Raw genomic sequence first — 22,052 nt, 5'->3', positions numbered from 1 at the left:
GAGATGGACTTGATCCAAGGTGACGAAATCCTGCGAATGAGTGAGTATATGTGAGATAAATTCTTAAAACCGAGGGATGGGTAACGATAGTTGAACATATAAGGAGCAGCTTGCTACTGAACTGCCCCCGTCAAGTAGACAGTATAAATAATAAATTTATTAAACGGCCTTAGTCTGTATTCCATTGGACTGAGGTCGTTTAGTTTTGTGATCCTTTTTCGTAAAGAAGATCTCCAGATGGGATGTTATCTCAGAGGCAACTTCCTGTGGAAACTCAGGTTAACTCTGCTCCAGTTGTAACGATCATTTTAGGAACTGAGGATGCACCTACGTTGACTAAAGTAGCTAACATAGAATAGAGAGACTCGATCAGTTATGATCGAGTTGTCTTTTATTGCAGCTAACATCTTTTTGAATGTTATGCCAGAAAGTCAGTTTAATCGATTACTCCTTTGTCGCCGGCTTCAGTTCTGTGCTCCAAAAGTTTTTTTTCGATAACCAATATTCGTTGTAAACTCGCTTAATTTCATCATTCTCATCAAGTAATTCAGTCTCGTTATAGGAGAGGTTCTTAACCTCAAACGCAACGTGTTCAATTGGGGTTATTAGGAGCAGGTGAGGGACCTGCTCCTTTTAGTATTAACTTTTTATGGTGAAAAGCACTTGGCCATAATGTCGTGAGAAGTACATTGGAAAGTCGTTAGCTTGGTAGATTTGATTTCTTTATTTATGTTCAAATAAGAATAGAATATCCGTGAACTAATATTCAGGTCAGGGGAGAAGACAGCATGAATATACGTACTCGCAGCTATCTTTCATTTGGGCTAATTTTGTTCTTGTTTCTAAGTAGTTCCATATATCAACTTGTTCAATCTAGCAAACAAGTGGATGAAATAAAAGAAGTTAATGAAACGACTTTAAAAGCAGCATTAATTGCACAGGACCTTGAGCAAATCTTAAACACGTACCAGATTCAAATATTGCTACCGGCTGTCGGAGCCGCAACTCAAGAATCAATAAAACCATTGTTAGAAAGATATATAGCGGAGTTCACGGATAAAGCAACAACCTATGCGAAACTAAAACCAGATGAAAACGAAAATATTCAAGAAATCATGAGAATTTTCTCTGATTTTGTTAAGGGCAATAATGAAGAAGCGACCCGTTTGAATGAGCTAGCCATTAAAATGGGAAATGATAATGCAGTTGAAATCAACAATTCGCTAGGGGATGTGGTGCAAATAAGCGAAGAAACAAGCGAAAATACCATCCTGTATCAAGTATTTGTATTGACGATTGCAGTTCTACTTTCCTATTACTTTACTGTGTCACTTACCCGACCGATTAGACAGCTTATTGACACATAGTCACTTATCTCATCCGGGGATTTAAGTAATCCGCTATCACACAAACGCAAGGACGAGATCGGCCATTTAGCTCAGATTATGGAACAAATGAGAGCGAATTTGGCTGCCTTTATCAGTCAATCTAGACAAACGGCCGATCATGTTGTATTTTCTAGCGATACAGTCTCCGAGCAAACCAAGGAATCGTCGCAAACATATATCAAAATATTGGATTCGTTCAACAACATTGCAATTGGAGCAAGAGAGCAAATGAAAACGACAGGTGAAGCAGCTGTTGCAATGGAAGAACTGTCAAATGGAATGATGCAGATTGCGGACTCTACTTCGCGGGTTGAGGCACTATCAACCGCCACAGAACAACAAGCAGTTAAGGGCAATGATCTGTTACAGCAAGCAGAGAGCCAGATGCTTATATTAAAGCGGACATTTCTTCTGTTTACAAACTTAGTAACCAAACTGGCGAAACAATCACAGGATATTAATCAAATAATTGATGTCATCAAATCAATTTCTGCACAAACAAACCTCCTTTCACTAAACGCAGGAATTGAAGCAGCGAGGGCTGGGGAACACGGTAAAGGTTTTGCGGTAGTAGCTAACGAAATTCGTAAACTTGCCGAACAGACGAGTAGTTCCTCTGATCATATATACCGGATAGTTGACGGTATACAACATGAAACTGGGCTGACAGTAGCCACGGTTGGAGTTGGAAGAACGGAAATGGATGCTACAGCGGAAACGGTAAAAGTTGCGAGAGAGATCTTTGAAGAAATTCTACGAGCTACTATGGACATATCTAAGCAATCTCAGGAGGTTAATGTCGCTATTGAAGAGATATCCGCAGGGTCGGAAGAGATAAGCGCTTCGGTAACTGACCTTGCGGATATTGCTCGGATGGCTTGTACTCGAATAGATGAAGTTGTGGATGAAGCAGAAACAGAAAAGCAACGAACGGTTGAGATCATGAAGTCCGCAATGAAAATGAATGAAGAGACTTTACGTCTCCGACAGCAAATATCCGTTTACAAAGTATAAGGGCGATGATGAAAGCTGTAAATCACTTATTATTAGGTGAAATTACGGCTTTCATTTCTATTTCTTACACTCATAGATTCGTGAAGTTCATTCCGATTAAAATAGTATGGGAGAGGAAATAAATATAATGGAATGCTATCACTCAGGAGGAGAATTATGAGAGAATTTTTCCAACGAGCTTCGTGGAACTCCATTCGGATAAAGATTATTATTGGCTTGTTTTTCGTCACGGTGCCCCTGCTTACACTACTCATATATAGTAATTATTACAGTATAGACGTTGTGCGTAATCAAGTATCCATCTCAAATAAAAACTTGATCTCTTTGTATATGGGACAGATCGATACACATCTGGATGCGGCGGAAAAAAATATCCTCGGCCTCGTTACGAATAATTATAATGTTCAATCGATGGAAGCGCCAAACGATGATGATGAGTATCAACTTGCCAAATATAATCTATCGGTTAACTTATCAAACAACATTATCTTTTATAAATCAATTGATGCATTCTTCATTTTTAATCATGAACGCCAAGATCTTCTTGATGTTCTTCAGCACTCGGTATCCTTTTCCGAAAAAACGGAGGTTGAAAAATATCTTATATCGTATCTAAGTCATGCTACCAGTTCGTCCGAGTTGCCAACTGCCAATTGGTACGTAAAAAAAATAGGGGATACCAACTACGTTCTTCGCACGATAAAATCGGGTAGCCTATATATTGGAGCATGGGCTAAAGCGAGTACGCTATTGGGTCCAATGAATTTGATTGATCTTGGTACTAAGGGAAGAGCGTTACTTATCACCTCTCAAGGGGAGCCTATGGTCAACACGGATGACCGTCAACTCAAGTAGGCAAGAATCAAGTTGAGTGCCGCGATCATTCAGAAAATCGAACAAGAAGCGTCTTTGGCATCTGGAATGCCGAAGGCGCTTCTTTTTGCGAAACAGGAGGATGTCTAATTCGATTTGCTTTTCATGCCAACATTCCGTTTCCGGTATTCGCCGGGCGTAATGCCGGAATAACGCTTGAACATGCGGATGAACGAATTGACGTTATGATAGCCGACTTCGAACGCCACGTCTTGGATGCGCAGCTCCAGATTCATGAGCAGCTCCTTGGCGCGCCCGATGCGAAGGTCGTTCAGGTAGTCGCTGAAGTTCGTGCCGGTCTTCTCCTTGAAGCAGCTGGAGAGGTAGCCGGGCGTAATGTTCAGTTTATCCGCCATGAGATCGAGGTTGATGTCCTCGTTCAGATGGCCGTTCAAATAATCGGTTACGAAGCTCGTAATCGGATCCTTCGTCTCCGTCCTTGCGCGGATAGCCGACAAAGCGGGACGGATGAGCCCGCGGAACCATTCCCTGTACTGCTCCGCCGAGTGGAAGTGGGCGAAGGCGGACGGGTCGAACGGCTTGCCGTCGGCGTCGACGGCGTCGACGGAGACATCAGGCACGTTCAGCTTCGCGAGCGCCTTCTCGACCTGCTCGGCGACGCCGCGCGCGTAAGTCTGGAAGTCCGCCGCCGGCGCATCTTTTCTCGCGAGAAGCTCGAGATGGCGGTCCACCCATTCGAACACGGATTCCTCGCCGCCGGATAGAAGCCGGGCCAACAGCTCTTCGCGCTGCGTCATCTTCATGGGCATGACGCGATTGGCGGAGGAGCGGGGTTCCACGATAATTTGGGTATCCCCGGTCAGCCGCTTTTCTTTCAGCAACTGCTGGAGCCGCTCGTAGGCGAGAGTGACCGGCGTATCCTCCGGATAGACCGGACTGACCGCTATCGTCAGGCAGAGATAGTCCTCGGTCATGAGCAGATCCTTCAGCGTATGCAGCACGCGCAGTACCTCGCTCTGGGAGCCCGGCTGGAAGAGCAGGGACATGAGCTGGTTATGCTCGATCTGAAGCGTGACGGGCTCCTCGCCGAGGCTGGAGAACAAGCCGTGCACAATCTTGCGGAGCAGCTGGATTTCCTGATCGTATTCCGAATCGGTGTTTTTGAATCCGATTTCGTACAGGACGGCGGCATACGGCGCGTTCGGCTGCACCGCGTCCTCCAGCTCCGTGAGGGTCAGGTTCATCGGAATGTTCTTCACTTTGTTGGTATAGGCGAATTGGCGCACAAGCGAATTTTTCTGATGCAAATCTTTTCGAATCTCCTCGTTGTCGTCCATCATGCTGCTCATGCGGTCGCCGATAATCGCGAACTCCTTGATCGAGCTCGTCGGCAAGGGCAGCTCCTGCTTGCGCTCCAGCATAGCGATAATGCGCTTGAGCGGATGGTTCAGCCGGAGGCTGAACAGGGCTGAACCGACGATGCTGACGAGGACGGCCACGACGAGCAGCGTCACGAGCAGGATGTTCAGTTTCATCATCTCGGCGGTGATGCTCTTGATCGGCGCGACGCGCACGTAGGTAAAGCCGGTGTCCGCGCCATGCTCATAGAAGTAGAAGTTCCCGCCGCTCTGTTCGTGGCGCTTGCCGTTCTCGAAGGAAGCGGGAGTCCGAATCAGGGCGGCATCATGCGAAGCGAACAGCGTCCGGCCGTCCTGATCCTGAATGTAGAAGGGCTCGCCCGTATTCGCGTATGCGGAATAAAGCTTGCGCGGGTTCATCATGATGATGCAGTATACTTCCTCGTACGGTGCGGCCTTAATGACGATCGGGAGCTGAAGGCCGAGCGATCGGACGTTGTTCATCGATTTCTCGGTGAAGACGGCGGCGGGCAGTATTCGCATCAAATAATTGTCGGTCGACAAGGATTCCCAATATGAAGAAGGATAAGCCTCGCTGGCATAGTAGCTGGAGAACATATCCCCGGCGCTGCTGGTGCCTTCCTTCTCAAGGACGTAGCCAGATGACTTGAAATAGAGAATGATGTTTTCGATATGAAGAAACGGATTCGTGTACAGCTCGGCCAGATCGGTTTTGACCTCGTTCATTTTATCGTATCGGCGGTTGCTCTCGACGTTGCTCAAGACGCCGATATTGGCGATCCAGCGGTCGGACTGGGTGAGCGAGAGGATCATGTTCTGGGTCATGCGGAAGTGGTTCTCGTAGCTTTCCACCGTCTGCTTGATGCCGAGCTCGTTGTACCGGACAATCTCTTCGTACAGCTTGTTGCGCAAATATAGGTAAGAAAAGACATTAAAAGCGGCGAGCAGCAAAATAACGCTAAGGAAGCTTGCCATCAGCTTGACGAGCAGCGAATTGGACGCAAAGCCCAGCTTTAATTTGGACAATCGTGTCATGGTAGACCCCCCTCTGGATGACGTCTGAGTATGCGCATTTGCGAATTGATCCGAAAATTTGAATATTCCTTTTTCTCTGTTCGCGATCGGCACGGGCGCCAAGAGGCGCGCAACGCAGGAGGCAGTCGCCGTCTTGTTCTCGTACGTCCTATCATACTAGCTGGGCGCTCCCGCGGACAATATGCACTTTTCATCATTTATACACATCTCTTCCAATATCCGATGATTTGTCGATTCCCATCCACATGTGAGGATTTATTTCATGGGAGGACGCGGTATATACTCCAATCACAAGGTTTACGCCGATCGCGTCGGGAAAACTAACAACAACCAAACATCGAGGAGAAATGTGTATGACTCATACAAGTGTTACGCCAGGCATGCCCGGAGCGGAGGAGGTTCTTGCGTCCCAGCTCCGTAGACCGGGCAAGTGGAGACGGATGTGGCAGCAGAACAAATATTTGTGGCTTCTCTTCCTGCCTTGCCTAATCTATTATCTCGTCTTCCGGTACGCGCCGATGTTCGGGCTCGTGATTACATTCAAGGATTACAACCTGTTCAGAGGCGTCTGGGCGAGCGATTGGGTCGGCTTCAAATATTACCGGATGTTTCTGGAGAATCCCGACTTCTTGCTTCTGATGAAAAACACGTTCTTATTAGGCATCATGACTTTGGCGTTTGGCTTCCCGGCTCCGATCATTCTTGCGCTGCTCCTTAACGAAGTGCGGAAAGCGGCGTTCAAACGGTTCGTGCAGACGGTCAGCTATTTGCCCCACTTCATCTCCAACGTCATCGTCGCGAGCATGGTCATCATGTTCCTGTCGCCGACGGGCGGACTCATTAACGATATGATCGTCGCGCTCGGCTTCGAGCCGATCAACTTCATGAACGAGCCGGGGTTGTTCCGGGGCATCTACGTCCTGTCGGAAATATGGCAGCATATCGGCTGGGAGACGATCATTTATTTGGCGGCGCTGACTGCGGTCGATCCTCAGCTGTACGAGGCGGCCAGCATCGACGGGGCAAGCCGGATGCGCAAGCTCTGGCACGTGACGCTGCCCGGCATCTCGTTCGCGATCGTCATCACGCTTATTATGAATATCGGCTCGGTTCTGGAGATCGGCTTCGAGAAGGTGTTCCTGATGCAGAATCCGGCCATCTACGAGACCGCCGACATCATCAGCACCTACGTGTACCGGGTAGGCATGGAACAGGGCAACTTCAGCTACGGGGCCGCGATCGACCTGTTCATGGGGATCATCAGCCTGATCTTCATCTATTCCGCGAACTTCATCAGCCGGCGCGTCAGCGAGACTAGCATATGGTAGCAGGGAGGAGAACGTCATGAAGCTGCAAAAAATAAGCGCATTCCACGTCGTTAGCACGATCATTCTCCTATTGGTGGTCGTCGTGACCTTGTACCCGTTCCTTCACATGCTGGCGGTGTCGCTCAGCGGCGACGCGCATGTCATGAAGAACGAAGTGACGATCTGGCCCAAGGGACTGAACTTCAATATGTACGAAATCGTGTTCGGAGATCCGAAAATGTGGAATGCCATCAAAAATACCGTCGTCTACACGGCTGTCGGCACCTCGATCGCCCTGATCGTCACCTCGATGGGCGCCTACGCGCTGTCCCGGTCATACATGGCCTTCCGCAAGGGGTTCATGATGATGATCGTGTTCACCATGTTTTTCGGCGGCGGCATGATCCCGACGTTCCTCGTCGTCCGTTCCCTCGGCTTCGTCGATACGATCTGGGGAATGGTCATCCCGGGCGCGGTCAGCACCTGGAACCTCATTTTAATGCGGACTTTCTTCGCCGGCATCCCCAAGGAGCTGGAGGAGTCCGGCCGCATCGACGGCCTGAACGACATCGGCATTTTCATGCGCATCGTCGTGCCGCTGTCCAAAGCTTCCTTCGCTACAATCGCCCTCTTCTACGCGGTGGGCTTGTGGAATAATTTCATCTTCCCGCTCTTGTACCTGCGCACGCCGGATCTGTTCCCTCTGCAGGTGCTTCTGCGAAACCTGGTTCTCGCCGGCAGCGCCAGTTCCGGAGATGTAACCCGAATTGGAGGTGATAATCAAATCGTCGAAGAATCGTTAAAGTACGCGACCATTATGGTCTCGTCGCTGCCGATTCTGATGGTGTATCCTTTTATTCAGAAGTATTTCGTCAAGGGGGCCATGATCGGGGCGGTCAAAGGCTGATGTTTCCGCCGCTCCGGCAAGCAAGACGCAATCGTACACATCATGAAAGGGAGTTGGTTTACATGAAAAAAACGCTCGCACTCATTCTTGCGGGGTTCATGGCGGTCTCGCTGCTCGCGGCGTGTTCAAGCAATAGCAATAACGGCAACAACGGCGCCGAGCCGACCGCGACGGCGGACGGGGGGCAAGGGAGCGCGCCGGAGAGCAAGACGTTCACCGCGCTGCTGGACAACAACCCGACGTTCCCGTATAACGAGGAATGGCCGATCTGGAAGTGGCTGGGGGAGAAGACGGGCGTGACGCTCAAGGTGCAGACGCCTTCCGGCAAGCTCGGCGAGTCGCTGAATCTCGTGGTAGCGTCCAAGACGATGCCCGACCTGATGTACATGCCGAATCGCAGGGAGTCGAACAAATTCGGCCAGGACGGCGCGCTTGTGGACATTATGGAGCATATCGACGGCATGCCGAACCTGAAGAAGTGGATGGAGCAGTATCCGGAGGAAGCGAAAGCCGCCCTGTCCCATGACGGGAAGATGTACATGTTCCCGAACCAGGGCTTCGGCGAGACGAACCGCTTGATCTGGCTGTACCGCGAGGACGTGTTCGCAAAGGAAGGATTGGCGATGCCGAAGACGTACGACGAGCTGTACGAGTCGCTCAAGACGTTGAAGGCGAAGTACCCGGACAGCTACCCGCTGTCGATTCGCTACGGCCAGATTCCGGACGAGATGAACACGAACATGACGGTCAACTTCGGCACGGGCGAAGGCGCATACTTCGATTTCGACGCGAAGGAATATCGGTACGGCCCGATCGAGGACAATTACAAGGCGATGGTCGCCATGTGGAAGAAGTTTTACGACGAGGGACTCATTCCGCCGGACTTCCTCTCTCTTCAGACGAAGCAGTGGCAGGACATGGTGTCCACCGGCCAGTCGTTCGTCACGATCGACTATATCAGCCGCGTCGACTTCTTCAATAACGCGATGCGGAAGGAAAATCCCGAGTTAAATATGCAGTTCATGGCGCCTCCGGCGGGTATGCCGGGCGGCAAGCAGCAGAATCCGTATTTCCACTACATGGAGGGCGGACTAACGGTCGCGTCGACGTCGAAGAACATCGAGGACGTCATGCAATACATGGACTTCTTCTACTCCGAAGAGGGACGCACTTTGACGAGCTGGGGCGTCGAAGGCGAGACGTTCGTCAAGGAAGGCGATGTGAACAAGTTCAAGCCGGAGTTCACGGACGTGACCGAAATGCGCAAGCAGACGGGGCTTCAGACGAGCGGCACGTATACATGGATCGACTATGACGCCCACCTGTCGCTGTTCTCGGAAGATCTGCGGAACGCGTACACCGAAGCGGCCAAATACGATCCGCCGTCGATGCAGCCGCGCCCGGCTTTCACGGAGAGCGAAAACGAAGTCATCTCGCTAACCGGCCAAGCGATTAAGAAGCACCGCGACGAAAGCTTCGCCAAGTTCATTACCGGCTCGAGAAGCCTGGACGAGTGGGAGAAGTACGTCGAAGAAATCAAAAACCTCGGCGTCGACAAGCTGCTGGAGACGTACAAAACGGCTTACGACCGCATGCAGAGCGTCGAATTGAAATAGGCTTCAAACAATGTGAAATCGCGCCTTCCTTTCGAGAGAGAGGGAGGCGCTCCTCTTAGGAGGCGCTCCGTCCGCCGCATGACCGGTTTTCCATTCAAGCCAGTCGAAAGGATGATTTCTTATGCGTTCATGGAAGGTTTCGCGCATGCCGCGATATGCTCTGCTTCTCGTTTTATCGTTTGCCCTCGCGCTGGGAGGTCCGTTGGCCGTCCCTGCGACCGCCGCGTCCGCCGCGCCGTTCGTCTCGATTCTGAGTCCGCAGAACAAAGACGCCGTAAGCGGGGGGATCGTGGAAGTAAGCGGCGCATATGCCGGCGTATACGATGTACGGCTATATATCAATAGCGTCCGCCAGGCTGCCGTTGCGATGGATGACCCGGACGGCGACGATGTCGGCACATGGTCGTATGAGCTCGACGCTTCGCAGTTAGACGGCGGGATCGAGCTGACCGCGCGCGGACTCGACGTCGCGACAAGGTACGGCGTATGGAGCGGCAAGGTGACGGTGCAAGCGAACAATGCCGCGTCAGCCGTACCGGAAGTCGCCATCATCAGTCCGGTAGAGGGTGTAGCCCTCTCGGGCAAAATTCGGGTGAAGGTAAGCGTCTCGTCGGCCTCGCCGGTATCCAACGTTCAGGTTCGTATCAACCGGGGACCGTGGTTGGATGCCAAGTTCGACGGCGTGAACTATGAATACAAGTGGAAGACGAAGGATCTTGGCGATAAGACGGTTAGCTTGGAGGCGAGGGCGTCGAACGGGCCGGGCCGATTCGGGTACAGCCCGACAGTGTACGCCAAGGTTGGCGAGGGGACGAACGAGCCGTTCTCCATGCCGCATCAGGACCGGGCGATGTGGATCTGGGAGCCCGAAAGCTACAGGCTGCTGCTGAATCCGGGCTCTCGTGAAGTGCTCGAGGACTTCATTACGGACACCGCCACGTTCGACTCGGAACCGGTGACGACGCTGTATTTGGCGGTGGGCAGCTATGCGGGGTACCGGGCGCTGGAAGAGCAGGAGGACGAGTTGAAGTCGTTCATGCGATGGGCGCATGCCCGCGGCTTGCAGGTGCACGCGCTGATCGCGGGCGGCACGTCCCCCGCCTACATGGGCGCTTACGAGCGATACCATCACCATGCGGTGCGGGAGATGGAGCAGATCGTGAACTACAATCTCGCGGCCGAGGCGGACGAGAAATTCGACGGCATTAACGTGGACATCGAGCCGTATATTTCGCCGGACTTCAAAAACCCTAGCAAGTTCCTGCAGGGAGAATATTTGGACGGTCTCGCCAAAATGATCGCGAGAAGGGATGCCGCCGGCATCAATTTGCCGTTCGGGCCCGCGATTCCGAAGTGGTATGATTCGTCCACGCAAGGCGAGAGCATTACGTGGAACGGGCAAACCAAGTGGCTGTCGGAGCATGTTCAGGATATTTCGGACTATATCTCCATTATGGATTACCGCGATTCGGCCGATGGAACGGCCGGCATTATCGCCGGCGCGGCGGGCGAGATCGCGTACGCGGGACAGATCGGCAAGCCGGAGTCCGTCGTCATCGGCGTCGAGACGCTGGATATCGCCAGCAGTGGCGATCCCGAGACGATCAGCTTCTGGGAAGAAGGACGCTTGCATATGGAGGCGGAGCTCGATAAGGTGTATGCCGCATTCGGAGTCGACGGAGCTTTCGGCGGCATTGCCGTCCACCATTACGACTCCTATCGGCTGCTGCCCTCCTATTGGGGCGAAAGAGGCGAGGCTTGGTCTCCCGCTACGGACGGCGAGGCGCCAACAGTCGTGGCGAGCGGACCATCGGCATCGGCCGCCGACTACCAGACGGTGAATTTGAGCTACGGCATGGCATGGGATAACGCGGAAATCGACCGGTATATCGTGTACCGGAGCACGGTGCCGGGCTTCGCGCCGACGGCCGATACGATCGTCGGCTTATCCAGATCGCTGACCTTTCAGGATAAGGGACTGCTGCCGAATACGGCCTATTATTACAAGGTTGCGGCGCGGGACCTGAGCGGCAACATCGGTCCCGTCTCGGCGGAGACGGCGGTAACGACCGGCCATACGGAGCTGAAGCCGCTCATCACGCGGGAGATGAACCTTGCTTATACGGGCAGCTCGGCTTCCGTCGCGATGACGGTCGCGGATTACGCGACCGGAGAAGCGCTGGCGGGCGCGGCGGTCGAAGGACGGTTCACGTATTCGGGCGGTCGTTACGTTACGGGATCGACGGGCAGCTCTGGCACGGTTGCTTTCGGCTCGGAAGCGATCGCGGATGGCCTGCAGGTCGGCTTCGAGCCTCGGCGAATCGCATTGTCCGGCTATTATTACGCCAGCGCGCATGACGAGCCGCATACGACGGCGCTTATGCCTCGAGAGGGGCTGAGCGGACTCGCCACGAACGCGGGGACATGGAATGCGGCGTTTGCGAACGAGCGAACCTTGTACACGGTAACGGTGCCTGCATCGGCGAGCGAACTGTCGGTTACGCCTACGGCCGCGGATGCATCCAGCGTCGTCAAAGTCGACGGGATCGTCGTGCCTAGCGGCGCGCAGTCCGCGCCGGTGGCCATCGGCTCCGGATCGTCGGTCATATCCGTGCTTGTTTATAACGCGGACGGCACGACGGATGTCTACCTGTTGCGCGTCGAGAGAAGCGGAGGGCAGCAGCTGACGGTGCCGGTGTCGAAGGACGCTTACGTCTACGAGCACGAACCTTCCGGGAACTTCGGCGACGCGGAGCTCCTTGAAGTCGCCGATATTCCGAACGCCTCGGGCGGCGGGGACCGGATCGCCTTTATGGGATCCGATGCGACGGCGATCGCCGATCCCGTCGTCTCGGCGAAGCTGTTCGTTTACGTGCCGGAGGCGCCTTCGAAGGCGGCGACATTGTCGCTCAGGGGGTACTCGGGAGCTCAATGGGACGAGAGCACGCTGAACTGGTCCAACCGGCCGGTGTCCGGAGGGACGGCGCTGGGGACGGTTCGGGTAACGGAAGCAGGCTGGTACTCGGTGGACGTGACGGCTTTCGTCGCGGGAATAGCCGCTGCCGGAGGGCAAGCGACGTTCCAATGGAGCGAGCCGAATACGGCGGGCGTCATCGTCCGGCTTAGCAGCAGCGAGAACGAGGCGGGACAGCCTTATCTCCAATTGAACACATAGAGAGGGTGAGAGGCTTGAAGGAACAGTCACGGCCATTATGGATGGGCGAAGCGGGGAAAATGCGCGTGCGGGTGCATGCCGACCGCGCGGCGATGGGAACGGACGCTTCGGCGCAGGCGGGAGCGGCCATTCGGGAAGCGATCGCGGCGAAGGGGGAGGCGCGCGTCGTGTTTGCCGCCGCTCCTTCGCAGAACGAGCTGTACGAAGGATTGATTCGGGAAGAGGGGATCGACTGGTCCCGCGTGACGGCTTTTCATATGGACGAATACATCGGATTGGCGGCGGATGCTCCCCAGCGTTTCGGGACGTATCTGAGCGAGAGGCTGTTCAGCCGCGTTCGTCCCGGCCGGGTAGAGCTGATCGACGGCTCGGGCGGCATTGAACGGGAGTGCGAGCGTTATGCGGCGCAGTTGGCGGAATCGCCGATCGACGTCGTTTGTTTAGGGATCGGGGAGAATGGCCACATCGCGTTCAACGATCCGCCGGTTGCCGACTTTCGCGATCCGCTTCTCGTCAAGGCGGTAGAGCTGGATTTGCCATGCCGGCAGCAGCAAGTGAACGACGGCTGCTTCCCCAATCTGGACGCGGTGCCGACCCATGCGATTACGCTGACGATTCCGGCCCTTATGTCGGGGGCCCGGCTGTATTGCAGCGTGCCGGGCGCAACCAAACGCGATGCGGTGAAGGAGATGATGAACGGTCCGATCACGACGGCGTGTCCTGCCGCGATTTTGCGGGAGCATCCGGATGTTACTCTGTTTACGGACCTGGATGCGTTTAGGTCCGCGGAAGGAATGGCTTAGGGGCATGAGCATGAATGCGGAATCGTGTGCCGTCCTGCGGGGGCGTCATTACCGCACGGGCAACGTTGTGGAAGTGGCGGTTGCGGAAGGCGTTATCCGGTCGGTCATTGACGTGTCAGCCAGTCCGAGCGAGGGAAATCTTCCTTGGCTTGCTCCTGGTCTCGTCGACCTGCAAGTGAACGGTTGTTACGGGTGGGACATGAACGCGCTGCCGCTCCGGCCGGAGACGGTTTCGGAGCTGACGCGCGCGTTGCTGCGAGATGGCGTCACGGCGTATTGCCCGACGATCATTACGAACGGCTCGCCTGCCATCGAGCAGGCGGCGGGAGCTATCGCTGCAGCGGTGCGCGGCGATTCGGCTGCAGCGGCGTCCATTGCGGGCATACATCTCGAAGGCCCGTTTATCTCGCCGGAGGACGGACCGCGCGGGGCGCATCCGCGAGAGCATGTCGGGCCGCCGGATTGGGAGGCGTTCCGCCGCTGGCAGGAGGCGGCCGAAGGGCTGATCCGGATCGTGACGGTATCGCCCGAATGGCCTGGCTCCGCCGCGTTTATCTCGCGCTGCGCGGAGAGCGGCGTGCTCGTCTCGATCGGGCATACGGCGGCTTCGCCGGAGCAGATCAGGGAGGCCGTTTCGGCCGGCGCGGTCCTATCGACGCATCTTGGCAACGGCGCCCATCTGACGCTGCCGCGCCATCCGAATTACTTGTGGGAGCAGTTGGCGGCGGATGAGCTGCACGGCTGCATGATCGCCGACGGCTTCCACCTGCCGCCCGCCGTGCTGAAAGTCATCCTGCGGATGAAAGGGAAGAAGGCCATTCTCGTCAGCGACGCGGTGTCGTTTTGCGGCATGCCGCCGGGCGCTTACCGCCACCACATCGGAGGGGACGTGGTGCTGACGCCGGAGGGCAAGCTGCATGTGGCGGATCATCCGAATCTGCTCGCCGGGTCCGCGATGCCTCTTCTGGAGCAAGTCGCTTACCTGGCGAGCCGAGAGTTGGCCGGGCTAGGCGAAGCGTGGGATTGCGGATCGGCTCATCCCGCCGAATTGCTTGGTTTGCCGCAAGCCGCCGGGCTGGAAGCGGGAGCGCCCGCGGATCTTGTTTTGTTCGAACGGAACGGAAATGCCATGCATGTTTTGATCACATATAAAGGCGGCTGCCCCGTCGCATAGGCTATGCTTGACCCACAACGTTTCCAGTGGCTTGAAAATCACATCAGGTACTTGTGCTGTTCATTCAAGAATCCAGATCCCAGATCAATAGATGGGAGAGTGTGACGTTGAAAAGTAGGCCGATACGAGAATTACCTGCAAATACTACTACCGTTATTTTGGAATATCATGCCCACTCACGGAGATTACCTGCAAAACCTACAGTTAAATTTTAGTCAAACCGCTCCTTTTCCCAAAAACCATGAACTTAAATGTACTTTCTGCATTTAGCGACGGTCATAATGGGTCTATCGAAAAAATAACTGTACATCTTGCATTTCAGAGAATTCGTTGAAAAGCCAAGTTCATCGTCAGAAAATAAATATTTTTCAAAATTAATTCGGAAGTATTGTGCGCCAAGCATAGGTCGCATAAACGGGGACAGCGGCCGGCGCGGCTTAATAGGCCAGGGTGGAGGAGATTGACATGATATCGTTAATACCGCAAACGAAGCAATGGGTTCTGAAGGAAGGAGCGGGTTTCTCGCACGCCGATCCCCTTCTCGTCGAGCTAAGGTTGGAGCAGGCTGATCCCCGCCTGGAGCGGCATTGCCGCCGTCTGTTCCCCGGCGCGGTCGTACGGGCGGAGTCGGCTTCTGCCGGCTACGCCGTACGAATCGGCCGGGCGAACAACGATGGCGACGGCGCGCGCGGCCATGCGGACGAGCAGGGCTTGTCCGTGGACGCGGCCACGGCGGCAGGGAAACGCGAGGGCTACGATTTGCAAGTCGACGAGAGCGGCGCTACCATCCGGGCGTCCGATGCAGCGGGGTTATTTTACGGATTGCAGACGTTTCGTCAATTGATGGAGCATAACGGCGAGGCGCCGGCGGGGACGATCGCGGATTGGCCAGATACGGCGCTCCGCTGCATGAATTACGATCTGCGGCAGACGTATTCGAAGCCGGAGCGGCTCGTTTCGTATTTGGCGGATTTCGCCCGTTACAAGGTGAATGGGCTGCTGATCGAATACGAGGACAAGTTCCCGTTCGAGAATTATCCCGAGCTGGCGCATCCGAAGCACGCGCTGAGCCGGGAGCAGTTCGAAGAGCTGAAACGAGAAGCTCGCGAGTACTTCATCGAGATTATTCCGCTGCAGCAAAGCTTCGGTCATCTCGAATACGTGCTGCGCCACGACCGGTATAAGCATCTCCGGGAGACGGAGAAATCGATCGGAGAGCTGTGTCCGTCCAGAGAGGAGTCGTTCGAGCTCGTGACGGGGCTGCTGGCCGAGATGATGGACCGCCATCCGGATTCCCGCTATATCCATCTCGGCTGCGACGAGGTGTACAGCTTGTGCGAATGCGAGACGTGCCGGGAGCAGTATGACGGCGTGCGAGAACGGGCGTTCATCGCGTTCCTGAACCGGCTAATCGTCTTCACTGCGGAGCGAGGCAAGTCGCCGATCTTCTGGCATGACATGCTGGACAAATGCCCCGAGGAGGAATTGCGGAAGCTCGACAAACGCGGCATCGCGATGATCTGGATCTACAACGGGCGCAACATCGACTCGGAAGTGTCCGCGCTGACCGCGAAATTCCGCAAGCTCGGCATTGGCGTGATGGGCGCTCCGGCCGTCCGGAGCTTCGACTGGGCGGAGCATCAGAACTACCCGGTCATCGTGAACCGTGTCGATAATTTGCTGCAATGGACAGAAACGTCGGAGAAGCTCGGCATCGACTGCATGGTCGCCACCAACTGGACCGGGCCGTTCAGCCTTGGCGTGCCTTACGGCGTGTTCGAGACGACATGGTACCCGATGCTGCTGCACGCCGATCTGTGCTGGAATAGAGGGGGTGACCCGAATACGTTCATAGATCGCTTTCTGCAACAATTCCACGGGGTTGAGCCGTCCGTCGCGCGCGCGAAGCTCGGCAATTATCGCATCGAGGATTATTACGATATCATCTGGAAGCTGCGGGATGAAGTGCAGGTAAATCGGGATTACGCGGAGCTGATCGCGATTATGCACGATTACGAGAAGGCGACTGATCGCTCGCGGGCGATTCACAAGTATCTGTACCGCTGGGAGCTGTTCCCGGGCGACCCCGCCGAACGGCGTTCGCTGCTGAATAACTACCAGCGCAACCGCTTGGGCCGGGAGGCCGTCCGTCTGAGCATGCAGGCGGAGCTTGAGCGATACCAGAGGGCTGACATGGCCGAGCACTTTGTGTTGTCCCGTTTTTACTTGCACGATTATTTGGAGCAAACGATTTATCGGGAACTGGGATTGAATCTCGAGGATTGACAAGGCATCGAGAACGTATAAAAAAGAACGCCTATCCGGTACAGTACTGGAATGGCGTTCTTTTTTACTTATAGGAAAGTATATGATTTTGAACATACTTTCTCTATACGTTTCGCTGAAACGATGGCGTCTATAATAAGGACGTCGACAGGCGTTTCACCTTGCATAGCTGTAAAGTATAAAATCGGTAGCTATATGCCAGCGGGGGAATTCGCGTATCCCGCAAACGATCGAATTCAGGATGAAATGTAAAACATACAGTTATTTCAACCTAATACCATTCACATTCAGTATTTTAATGTATATTGTACTTTTATTTTTCCAGACCCCGCCCCTTACGGTTATTGTGGCTGATTTAACGGTACCTTCTACAGGTAAATGTTCGATTAGATGTCCCTGAAGCCCAATAAAATTACATTTTACAGTTATTTTTGCCACAAGGAGTCCATTCTCGCTCTCGTCAGCTCATATTGGACAATTTGAACTTTTCTGCCTCTCGCGACAGGTATCAGGCATTCTTTCTCTATATTTCTCGGAACGAAACGCGCTACGCTGCCAAAGGACGGCTGCAGCCGGTTCATCTATTAGCAAGGCGGTTCGCTCTCTAGCTCGTCCAAGACCAGCCAGCCGAAGTCTTCGCCGCGATGGAAGTCGGGGGTGTCGGCGCGAACCGGAGACCAGCTCCCGTAATGGGGATGGGAGGTTTCGTCGCCGCACTTGTATAGATTGCCGCGCATCCTTGTCCCGGGACGGGGCCGAAAGGTCGGAAATAAGCTCGCCAACCACGCCTGCGGAAGCCGGAAACGGACCTCCCAATACGTCTCTCCCGTCAACGGATCGCGCTGGTTCTTCGATGCGCGGATAAGCAACGGCGGAAGCTCTTCGTGCCGTAGATAAAGTCGGTTCTGCCGTGCGGCTCCGATGCCGATCCGAAGCGTCCCGGCTGCGTTAAGCTCCATATTCAAATATCGGGCATCTTCTTCGGGAGAAGGCTGAAGGAAAAACTCCAGGCAGCTGTCCTTGTAGACCGGATCGTTGTGTCCGGTAAACCGCGTCAGCGGATCCGTCTCGTACGCCCTAAGGCAAATCTGCAGCTCGTCCGACGTGTAGGACAATGCCGCTCTGGCTTTGGGTCCATGATGTTCGGGCGTCCAACGGTAATGCGCGATAGCCAGCCTGGCGCCGTCCCGGATGTCCGCCCATGCGCCGCGGGCCGACATCCGGGCGGGAGGAATCGCCGCGAAAGCGATAGCTTCCCTCTGCGCAAGTCGCTCGGGACCGAGGCCAATGGTTTCCTCGCGACCGCTTCGATGCGAACGGTACATGCCCTCGAGCACCTCGACGACATGCTTGGACTCCTCCATCGTGCAGGCGAGAGTCGTCCCCGACTCGACGGCGGACATCAAGTCCTCCAGCTGAAGGACGAACGGGTCGTCGTCGGCAGGCAATTCCATTAGCTCGTAGGCTCCTCCTTGGCTTCGATAGAGCATGCCGCCCGATTCAAACCGCAAGGAGCCGGCGGTAAACAGCAGCTCCGTATAATTGGCCGAAGCGCCTTTGTAGCCGGACTGGACGATTGCGGCGGTAACGCCATTACGCAGCCGAAGGCTAGCCATGACGCTGCCCTCCACGTCGCCGCGATCGCCGTGGAACGTCATGCTCGCGGTGACCGAGGCGACGGGGCTGCCGGCAAGCCAAATCGCCTTGTCGACGGAGTGCGAGCCAAGATTAAACGCGACGCCGCCTCCCGACATGGCTTTGGCAAAAAACCATTCCGGCCGCCCCTCCGCGAAATAATCGGTATGCCTCGCGTCATGCACCATGATCAGCTGTCCAAGTCCGCCTTCCTGGATTATTTTACGGGCTTGCCGGATAGGGGCTGTATACCGCAGCGTATGTCCGACAAGGAGAGTCGCGTTCCCTCGCCGGGCATGCTCCATGATTCGGTCGCACTCTTGGACGTTTAGCGCCATCGGTTTTTCCAGCAAAATGTGGCAGCCGGCCGCCGCGGCGAAGCATGCCGCTTCCGCATGCAGATGATGGGGCAAGGTAATAATCGTGATGTCGGGTTTCTCGTCCTTGATCATCTGCTTATAGTCCGCGTAATGTCTCAACTGGGAGCCGTAAAGCCGCGACGCCGCCTGCAAGCGCATTTCGTTTACGTCAGCGGCTGCAACAGTCACGAGTCGCCCCTTCTCGTTTAAATATTTTAATGCGTCTAGATGCCGATCCGCGATCGCGCCGCATCCGACTAACGCTACCCGGTATGCCATGCCGCTTTGCCTCCCGTTCGTCTGTTAATCTCTTCACATAGCGTATCATGGATGCTTGAGAGCGCCTATCGGCAAGTTTGATGGTTTATATGCCGTTTTCGGCATAAAGGCTCCAAATAAGTCCGTTGGCATAACGTCCTCACTTTCATACAGCGATTGCGCATACCGTTCACTGATTACAATGCCGCGCTCATTTAATGCATCCGCAATCTCTTTGCGCGTGCGGTGGTGCTTGAAACGCAGTTCGCCGACGAGACAAAGAACGTCATCATGCTACGTGTCCCAATTGAGTCCTGAATGCCAGCATACCGCGCAGCAGCATTAATAATATTCCAGGCTTGCACGCGGCTGATCGGCTTATCCCCATTCCGGGAAGGAAACAAATAATCCGAATCCCCTAGTGTACGGCAATACTTTTGGATTTCATTTTTGAGCGCATCCGTCATCAAAATGCGCCGGGTATTGCCATTCTTTTTCTCCCGCACTTTGAGATGCGCAGCTGACTTCACGTCCCACACACGCAGCGGCAAAATGTCACTGATCCTAAGGCCTGAAGTAATCCCCATAAAAAATAAAAAATAGTCCCGGTAAGATCGATTTATGAGCAGTTCTTTTATCTGAACCGAAATGTTTAGCTAAATTATACAATAGATTCAAAATGTTAAGTACTCGGAACAACGTACGGCTAGGCTATCACAGAAAGGAAAATGTGCTTCACGGAACATTAACTAACTCTTCCAAGCTGCTGATATGTGAAGGATGGTCAGATCTTTTAGTTTACCGATAAAATGCTCCTGCCATTAAACAAGACCTCGGATCACATACTCCAAAAGTCATCTTGTTTAATAGTAGGTTCTATTTTCCGTAGAGCTTGCAAGATTTTCTTCATGGTTCGTCCGTGAGGGATGTGTTCCGAGTTGTTTGCTAGCTTACTAATCGTGAATTTATTGAGCTTTGTTTCTTTTACTACCCATTCTTGGGGGATGCCCTTTTTATCAAGCCACTTTCCAAAATTCGTTCGGTTTTTCCCGATTCCAAACATGACCAATCACCTCTATTACTAGCTTGGTCAAATTATCAGATAATTAGTCACTAAAAAGTGTAATCGGCGGATGTAAACGTCTGCTCTTTCTTTTTAATGCCTATTGATAGGCAGAATACCAACCTGTTATAATATACCTATTACGAACACGTTTTTATTGTCACTGCCGTCATCTATTCGGCTAGTGAAGGAGCGTCTGGCAACGGACAACAAAACATTTAGGCGCAATACTGCCTCGGAGAATTGATTAGACATACCACCGGTATGTTTATTTCTATTTTCCGGGGCTTTTTTTGTGTCAAAAAACAGGGAGGAAATAAGAATGACAGCAACGAAGGAGAAACAACTTGGGGTAATCGCAACGGGGAATATGGCTTTTCAGGTTGAGAAGGATGAACTTCTCGATGCCCTTATGCTTTGCGCTAAAGTAGTTCAGAGAACATCGGCCATTCCGCTGTTGTCTTGCATCAAATTCGACTTGAAGGGTGAAACGTTATTCATCACCGCGATGGATATTTCCCAAGCAGTGCTCCGTATGTTGAAAGTTACCAACGACAATGGCATCGATGGCAGCTATTTGCTTCCAGCCCGCGAAGCAATCGATCTTGTTAGGAAATTGCCTGGAGGTGAAGTATCGTTTGCTCAGAACGATTCTACGGTCACTATTTCTTACGGGGTACGAGGCAGGGCTAATCTGGTTGCTATGAATTCAGAGGAATACCCTCAGCTGCCGAAACTGTCAAATGCGGATTTCATTTCGGTTCCCATCGAGATGATGAAAAAAGGCGCACTTGCGTCCCGCTTCGCTTTGTCGGATGAGAAGACCCCAACGCTAACCGCCATCCATATTCACAACGAGAATGGAAGGCTGGCGTTTATGGGTACGGACAGGCATAGGATTTATCGGTATATTTCTGATATTACAATTGAAGAACCGGACAAGTTTCGGAACGCTATGATACCCGCGCTCCAGTTCAAGGGGATTATCGATTCGATTAAAGCCAATAAAGTGGATGTAGCGGTCGATAATCAGCATTTGGTCATGCGGGATAAGAACACCATTTATTTCGGACGGTTACTCGATGGCAACTATCCTCAGATAGCCCAGATATTCGCAAAGGTGAAGGAAGGAACATCGGTACAGGTTCCGAGGGGAGAAATGGACGATACTTTGAATCGGATGTTATCACTAGATGGGGTGGAGAACAACCGGATTACTCTGGAATTCGATGACAAAGGAGAATTGACGGTTCATTCCCATTCTCAGACAGGTGATATTTGCGAAGTGTTTCCAGGTTCCCAAGTGGACGAAGGATTCCCGACAATTAAGTTCAACGCTCGGTATCTGAAAGATGCTCATGGTATGTTATTTTTTACCAAAGGGACTTGAAATTCCAGAGAGATTTACAAAACTTTCTGTCCCTGCATTAACATGGGCTATTTTCCCGGATCCGCATTGTGATTTAATAAAGTTATGGGGACGGATTTATTCCGAATGGTTTCCGACATCTGAATACGAACAGGTTGAAGGCCCTCATTTCGAAATGTATTATGGAATGGCAGGGCATATTACTGGGGAGATTTGGCTACCAGTAAAGAAAAAATAACTTTTTTTCTCCATGCGACGCATGTGTTTCTCATCGGGCACCGCCGTACTACATTGAGCTAACGGGAGACGATAGTTCAACAAATTAGGAGCAGTTTGCTGCGGTAGCTGCTCCATTTTTCGTTAAGCTAATGGACAGGTTAGTTTAATAGTTTTTTCTCATCAAAAAAAATCCCACCCTATGGGCAGGATAGTTCCAGAGGTTTTTTAAGC

Annotated in this window: 16 protein-coding genes and 1 pseudogene; 13 read left to right on the top strand and 4 right to left on the bottom strand. The window is 53.2% G+C overall.

What is annotated here, in order from left to right; genetic code table 11:
- Nucleotides 1–788 precede the first annotated feature (788 nt).
- The 4 genes and pseudogenes from HI950_RS34705 (at nucleotide 789) to HI950_RS34690 (ending at nucleotide 3,257) form a co-directional block, all read left to right on the top strand.
- Nucleotides 789–1,367, top strand: coding sequence for a hypothetical protein (locus tag HI950_RS34705; RefSeq protein WP_169091528.1), 579 nt, complete (start codon nucleotides 789–791; stop codon nucleotides 1,365–1,367).
- Nucleotides 1,368–1,373: 6 nt separating this feature from the next.
- A pseudogene (locus HI950_RS37230) lies at nucleotides 1,374–1,460 on the top strand (HAMP domain-containing protein); the annotation flags it as partial.
- A gap of 6 nt (nucleotides 1,461–1,466) precedes the next feature.
- A complete protein-coding gene (locus HI950_RS34695) occupies nucleotides 1,467–2,402 on the top strand; it encodes a methyl-accepting chemotaxis protein (protein ID WP_169091526.1) in 936 nt (311 codons plus the stop codon).
- A gap of 156 nt (nucleotides 2,403–2,558) precedes the next feature.
- A complete protein-coding gene (locus HI950_RS34690; RefSeq protein ID WP_169091524.1) occupies nucleotides 2,559–3,257 on the top strand; it encodes a hypothetical protein in 699 nt (232 codons plus the stop codon).
- A gap of 104 nt (nucleotides 3,258–3,361) precedes the next feature.
- On the opposite strand, the gene HI950_RS34685 is transcribed toward HI950_RS34690, so the two are convergent.
- Nucleotides 3,362–5,650 carry a helix-turn-helix domain-containing protein gene (locus tag HI950_RS34685; protein WP_169091522.1) on the bottom strand — a complete coding sequence of 763 codons (2,289 nt, stop codon included), beginning with the start codon at nucleotides 5,648–5,650 and terminating at the stop codon, nucleotides 3,362–3,364.
- Between the two features lie 440 nt (nucleotides 5,651–6,090).
- Here HI950_RS34685 and HI950_RS34680 point away from each other — a divergent pair, with 440 nt between their 5' ends.
- The 7 genes from HI950_RS34680 to HI950_RS34650 all read left to right on the top strand — a co-directional run bounded on the left by HI950_RS34680 (nucleotide 6,091) and on the right by HI950_RS34650 (nucleotide 16,918).
- Nucleotides 6,091–6,978 (top strand): ABC transporter permease, encoded by an 888-nt coding sequence (locus HI950_RS34680; protein ID WP_223285689.1) that lies wholly within the window; start codon nucleotides 6,091–6,093, stop codon nucleotides 6,976–6,978.
- 16 nt (nucleotides 6,979–6,994) lie between these two features.
- Nucleotides 6,995–7,864, top strand: coding sequence for a carbohydrate ABC transporter permease (locus HI950_RS34675; RefSeq protein WP_169091520.1), 870 nt, complete (start codon nucleotides 6,995–6,997; stop codon nucleotides 7,862–7,864).
- 62 nt (nucleotides 7,865–7,926) lie between these two features.
- Complete coding sequence (locus HI950_RS34670; RefSeq protein WP_169091518.1) at nucleotides 7,927–9,480, top strand: extracellular solute-binding protein; 1,554 nt, start codon at nucleotides 7,927–7,929, stop codon at nucleotides 9,478–9,480.
- Nucleotides 9,481–9,601: 121 nt separating this feature from the next.
- Nucleotides 9,602–12,655 (top strand): CBM96 family carbohydrate-binding protein, encoded by a 3,054-nt coding sequence (locus HI950_RS34665; protein WP_169091516.1) that lies wholly within the window; start codon nucleotides 9,602–9,604, stop codon nucleotides 12,653–12,655.
- 14 nt (nucleotides 12,656–12,669) lie between these two features.
- Nucleotides 12,670–13,458, top strand: coding sequence for a glucosamine-6-phosphate deaminase (locus HI950_RS34660; RefSeq protein ID WP_317618502.1), 789 nt, complete (start codon nucleotides 12,670–12,672; stop codon nucleotides 13,456–13,458).
- Nucleotides 13,459–13,468: 10 nt separating this feature from the next.
- Nucleotides 13,469–14,632 carry an N-acetylglucosamine-6-phosphate deacetylase gene (locus tag HI950_RS34655; protein ID WP_169091514.1) on the top strand — a complete coding sequence of 388 codons (1,164 nt, stop codon included), beginning with the start codon at nucleotides 13,469–13,471 and terminating at the stop codon, nucleotides 14,630–14,632.
- A gap of 465 nt (nucleotides 14,633–15,097) precedes the next feature.
- Nucleotides 15,098–16,918 (top strand): glycoside hydrolase family 20 zincin-like fold domain-containing protein, encoded by a 1,821-nt coding sequence (locus HI950_RS34650; RefSeq protein ID WP_169091512.1) that lies wholly within the window; start codon nucleotides 15,098–15,100, stop codon nucleotides 16,916–16,918.
- Between the two features lie 584 nt (nucleotides 16,919–17,502).
- Here HI950_RS34650 and HI950_RS34645 read toward each other — a convergent pair.
- The 3 genes from HI950_RS34645 to HI950_RS34635 all read right to left on the bottom strand — a co-directional run bounded on the left by HI950_RS34645 (nucleotide 17,503) and on the right by HI950_RS34635 (nucleotide 20,233).
- Nucleotides 17,503–19,191, bottom strand: a complete 1,689-nt coding sequence (locus HI950_RS34645; protein ID WP_169091510.1) for a carbohydrate-binding family 9-like protein — start codon at nucleotides 19,189–19,191, stop codon at nucleotides 17,503–17,505.
- 194 nt (nucleotides 19,192–19,385) lie between these two features.
- Nucleotides 19,386–19,793: a tyrosine-type recombinase/integrase gene (locus HI950_RS34640; protein WP_317618503.1), complete on the bottom strand. Its 408-nt coding sequence runs from the start codon at nucleotides 19,791–19,793 to the stop codon at nucleotides 19,386–19,388.
- A 215-nt stretch (nucleotides 19,794–20,008) separates the two neighbouring features.
- Complete coding sequence (locus tag HI950_RS34635; RefSeq protein ID WP_169091506.1) at nucleotides 20,009–20,233, bottom strand: transcriptional regulator; 225 nt, start codon at nucleotides 20,231–20,233, stop codon at nucleotides 20,009–20,011.
- A 322-nt stretch (nucleotides 20,234–20,555) separates the two neighbouring features.
- Here HI950_RS34635 and HI950_RS34630 point away from each other — a divergent pair, with 322 nt between their 5' ends.
- Both HI950_RS34630 and HI950_RS34625 read left to right on the top strand, forming a co-directional pair.
- Nucleotides 20,556–21,623, top strand: a complete 1,068-nt coding sequence (locus HI950_RS34630) for a DNA polymerase III subunit beta (RefSeq protein WP_169091504.1) — start codon at nucleotides 20,556–20,558, stop codon at nucleotides 21,621–21,623.
- The gene (locus tag HI950_RS34625) at nucleotides 21,586–21,840 is read left to right on the top strand and encodes a GyrI-like domain-containing protein (protein WP_411268193.1); all 255 of its coding nucleotides are present in this window, start codon (nucleotides 21,586–21,588) and stop codon (nucleotides 21,838–21,840) included. The genes HI950_RS34630 and HI950_RS34625 overlap by 38 nt, the downstream gene beginning before the upstream one ends.
- The last annotated feature ends 212 nt before the right edge of the window (nucleotides 21,841–22,052 follow it).

The organism is Paenibacillus sp. PL91, assembly GCF_012935325.2.
Classification (GTDB): Bacteria; Bacillota; Bacilli; order Paenibacillales; family Paenibacillaceae; genus Pristimantibacillus.
This window is presented reverse-complemented; position numbering and strand designations above follow the sequence as displayed.

What these genes read in the sequence shown, in the direction of transcription:
- HI950_RS34705 (WP_169091528.1), top strand. Translation starts at nt 789, where the DNA reads ATGAATATACGTACTCGCAGCTATCTTTCATTTGGGCTAATTTTGTTC.
- HI950_RS34690 (WP_169091524.1), top strand. Translation starts at nt 2,559, where the DNA reads ATGAGAGAATTTTTCCAACGAGCTTCGTGGAACTCCATTCGGATAAAG.
- HI950_RS34685 (WP_169091522.1), bottom strand. Translation starts at nt 5,650, where the DNA reads ATGACACGATTGTCCAAATTAAAGCTGGGCTTTGCGTCCAATTCGCTG.
- HI950_RS34680 (WP_223285689.1), top strand. Translation starts at nt 6,091, where the DNA reads ATGTGGCAGCAGAACAAATATTTGTGGCTTCTCTTCCTGCCTTGCCTA.
- HI950_RS34675 (WP_169091520.1), top strand. Translation starts at nt 6,995, where the DNA reads ATGAAGCTGCAAAAAATAAGCGCATTCCACGTCGTTAGCACGATCATT.
- HI950_RS34670 (WP_169091518.1), top strand. Translation starts at nt 7,927, where the DNA reads ATGAAAAAAACGCTCGCACTCATTCTTGCGGGGTTCATGGCGGTCTCG.
- HI950_RS34665 (WP_169091516.1), top strand. Translation starts at nt 9,602, where the DNA reads ATGCGTTCATGGAAGGTTTCGCGCATGCCGCGATATGCTCTGCTTCTC.
- HI950_RS34655 (WP_169091514.1), top strand. Translation starts at nt 13,469, where the DNA reads ATGAATGCGGAATCGTGTGCCGTCCTGCGGGGGCGTCATTACCGCACG.
- HI950_RS34650 (WP_169091512.1), top strand. Translation starts at nt 15,098, where the DNA reads ATGATATCGTTAATACCGCAAACGAAGCAATGGGTTCTGAAGGAAGGA.
- HI950_RS34645 (WP_169091510.1), bottom strand. Translation starts at nt 19,191, where the DNA reads ATGGCATACCGGGTAGCGTTAGTCGGATGCGGCGCGATCGCGGATCGG.
- HI950_RS34635 (WP_169091506.1), bottom strand. Translation starts at nt 20,233, where the DNA reads ATGTTTGGAATCGGGAAAAACCGAACGAATTTTGGAAAGTGGCTTGAT.
- HI950_RS34630 (WP_169091504.1), top strand. Translation starts at nt 20,556, where the DNA reads ATGACAGCAACGAAGGAGAAACAACTTGGGGTAATCGCAACGGGGAAT.
- HI950_RS34625 (WP_411268193.1), top strand. Translation starts at nt 21,586, where the DNA reads ATGCTCATGGTATGTTATTTTTTACCAAAGGGACTTGAAATTCCAGAG.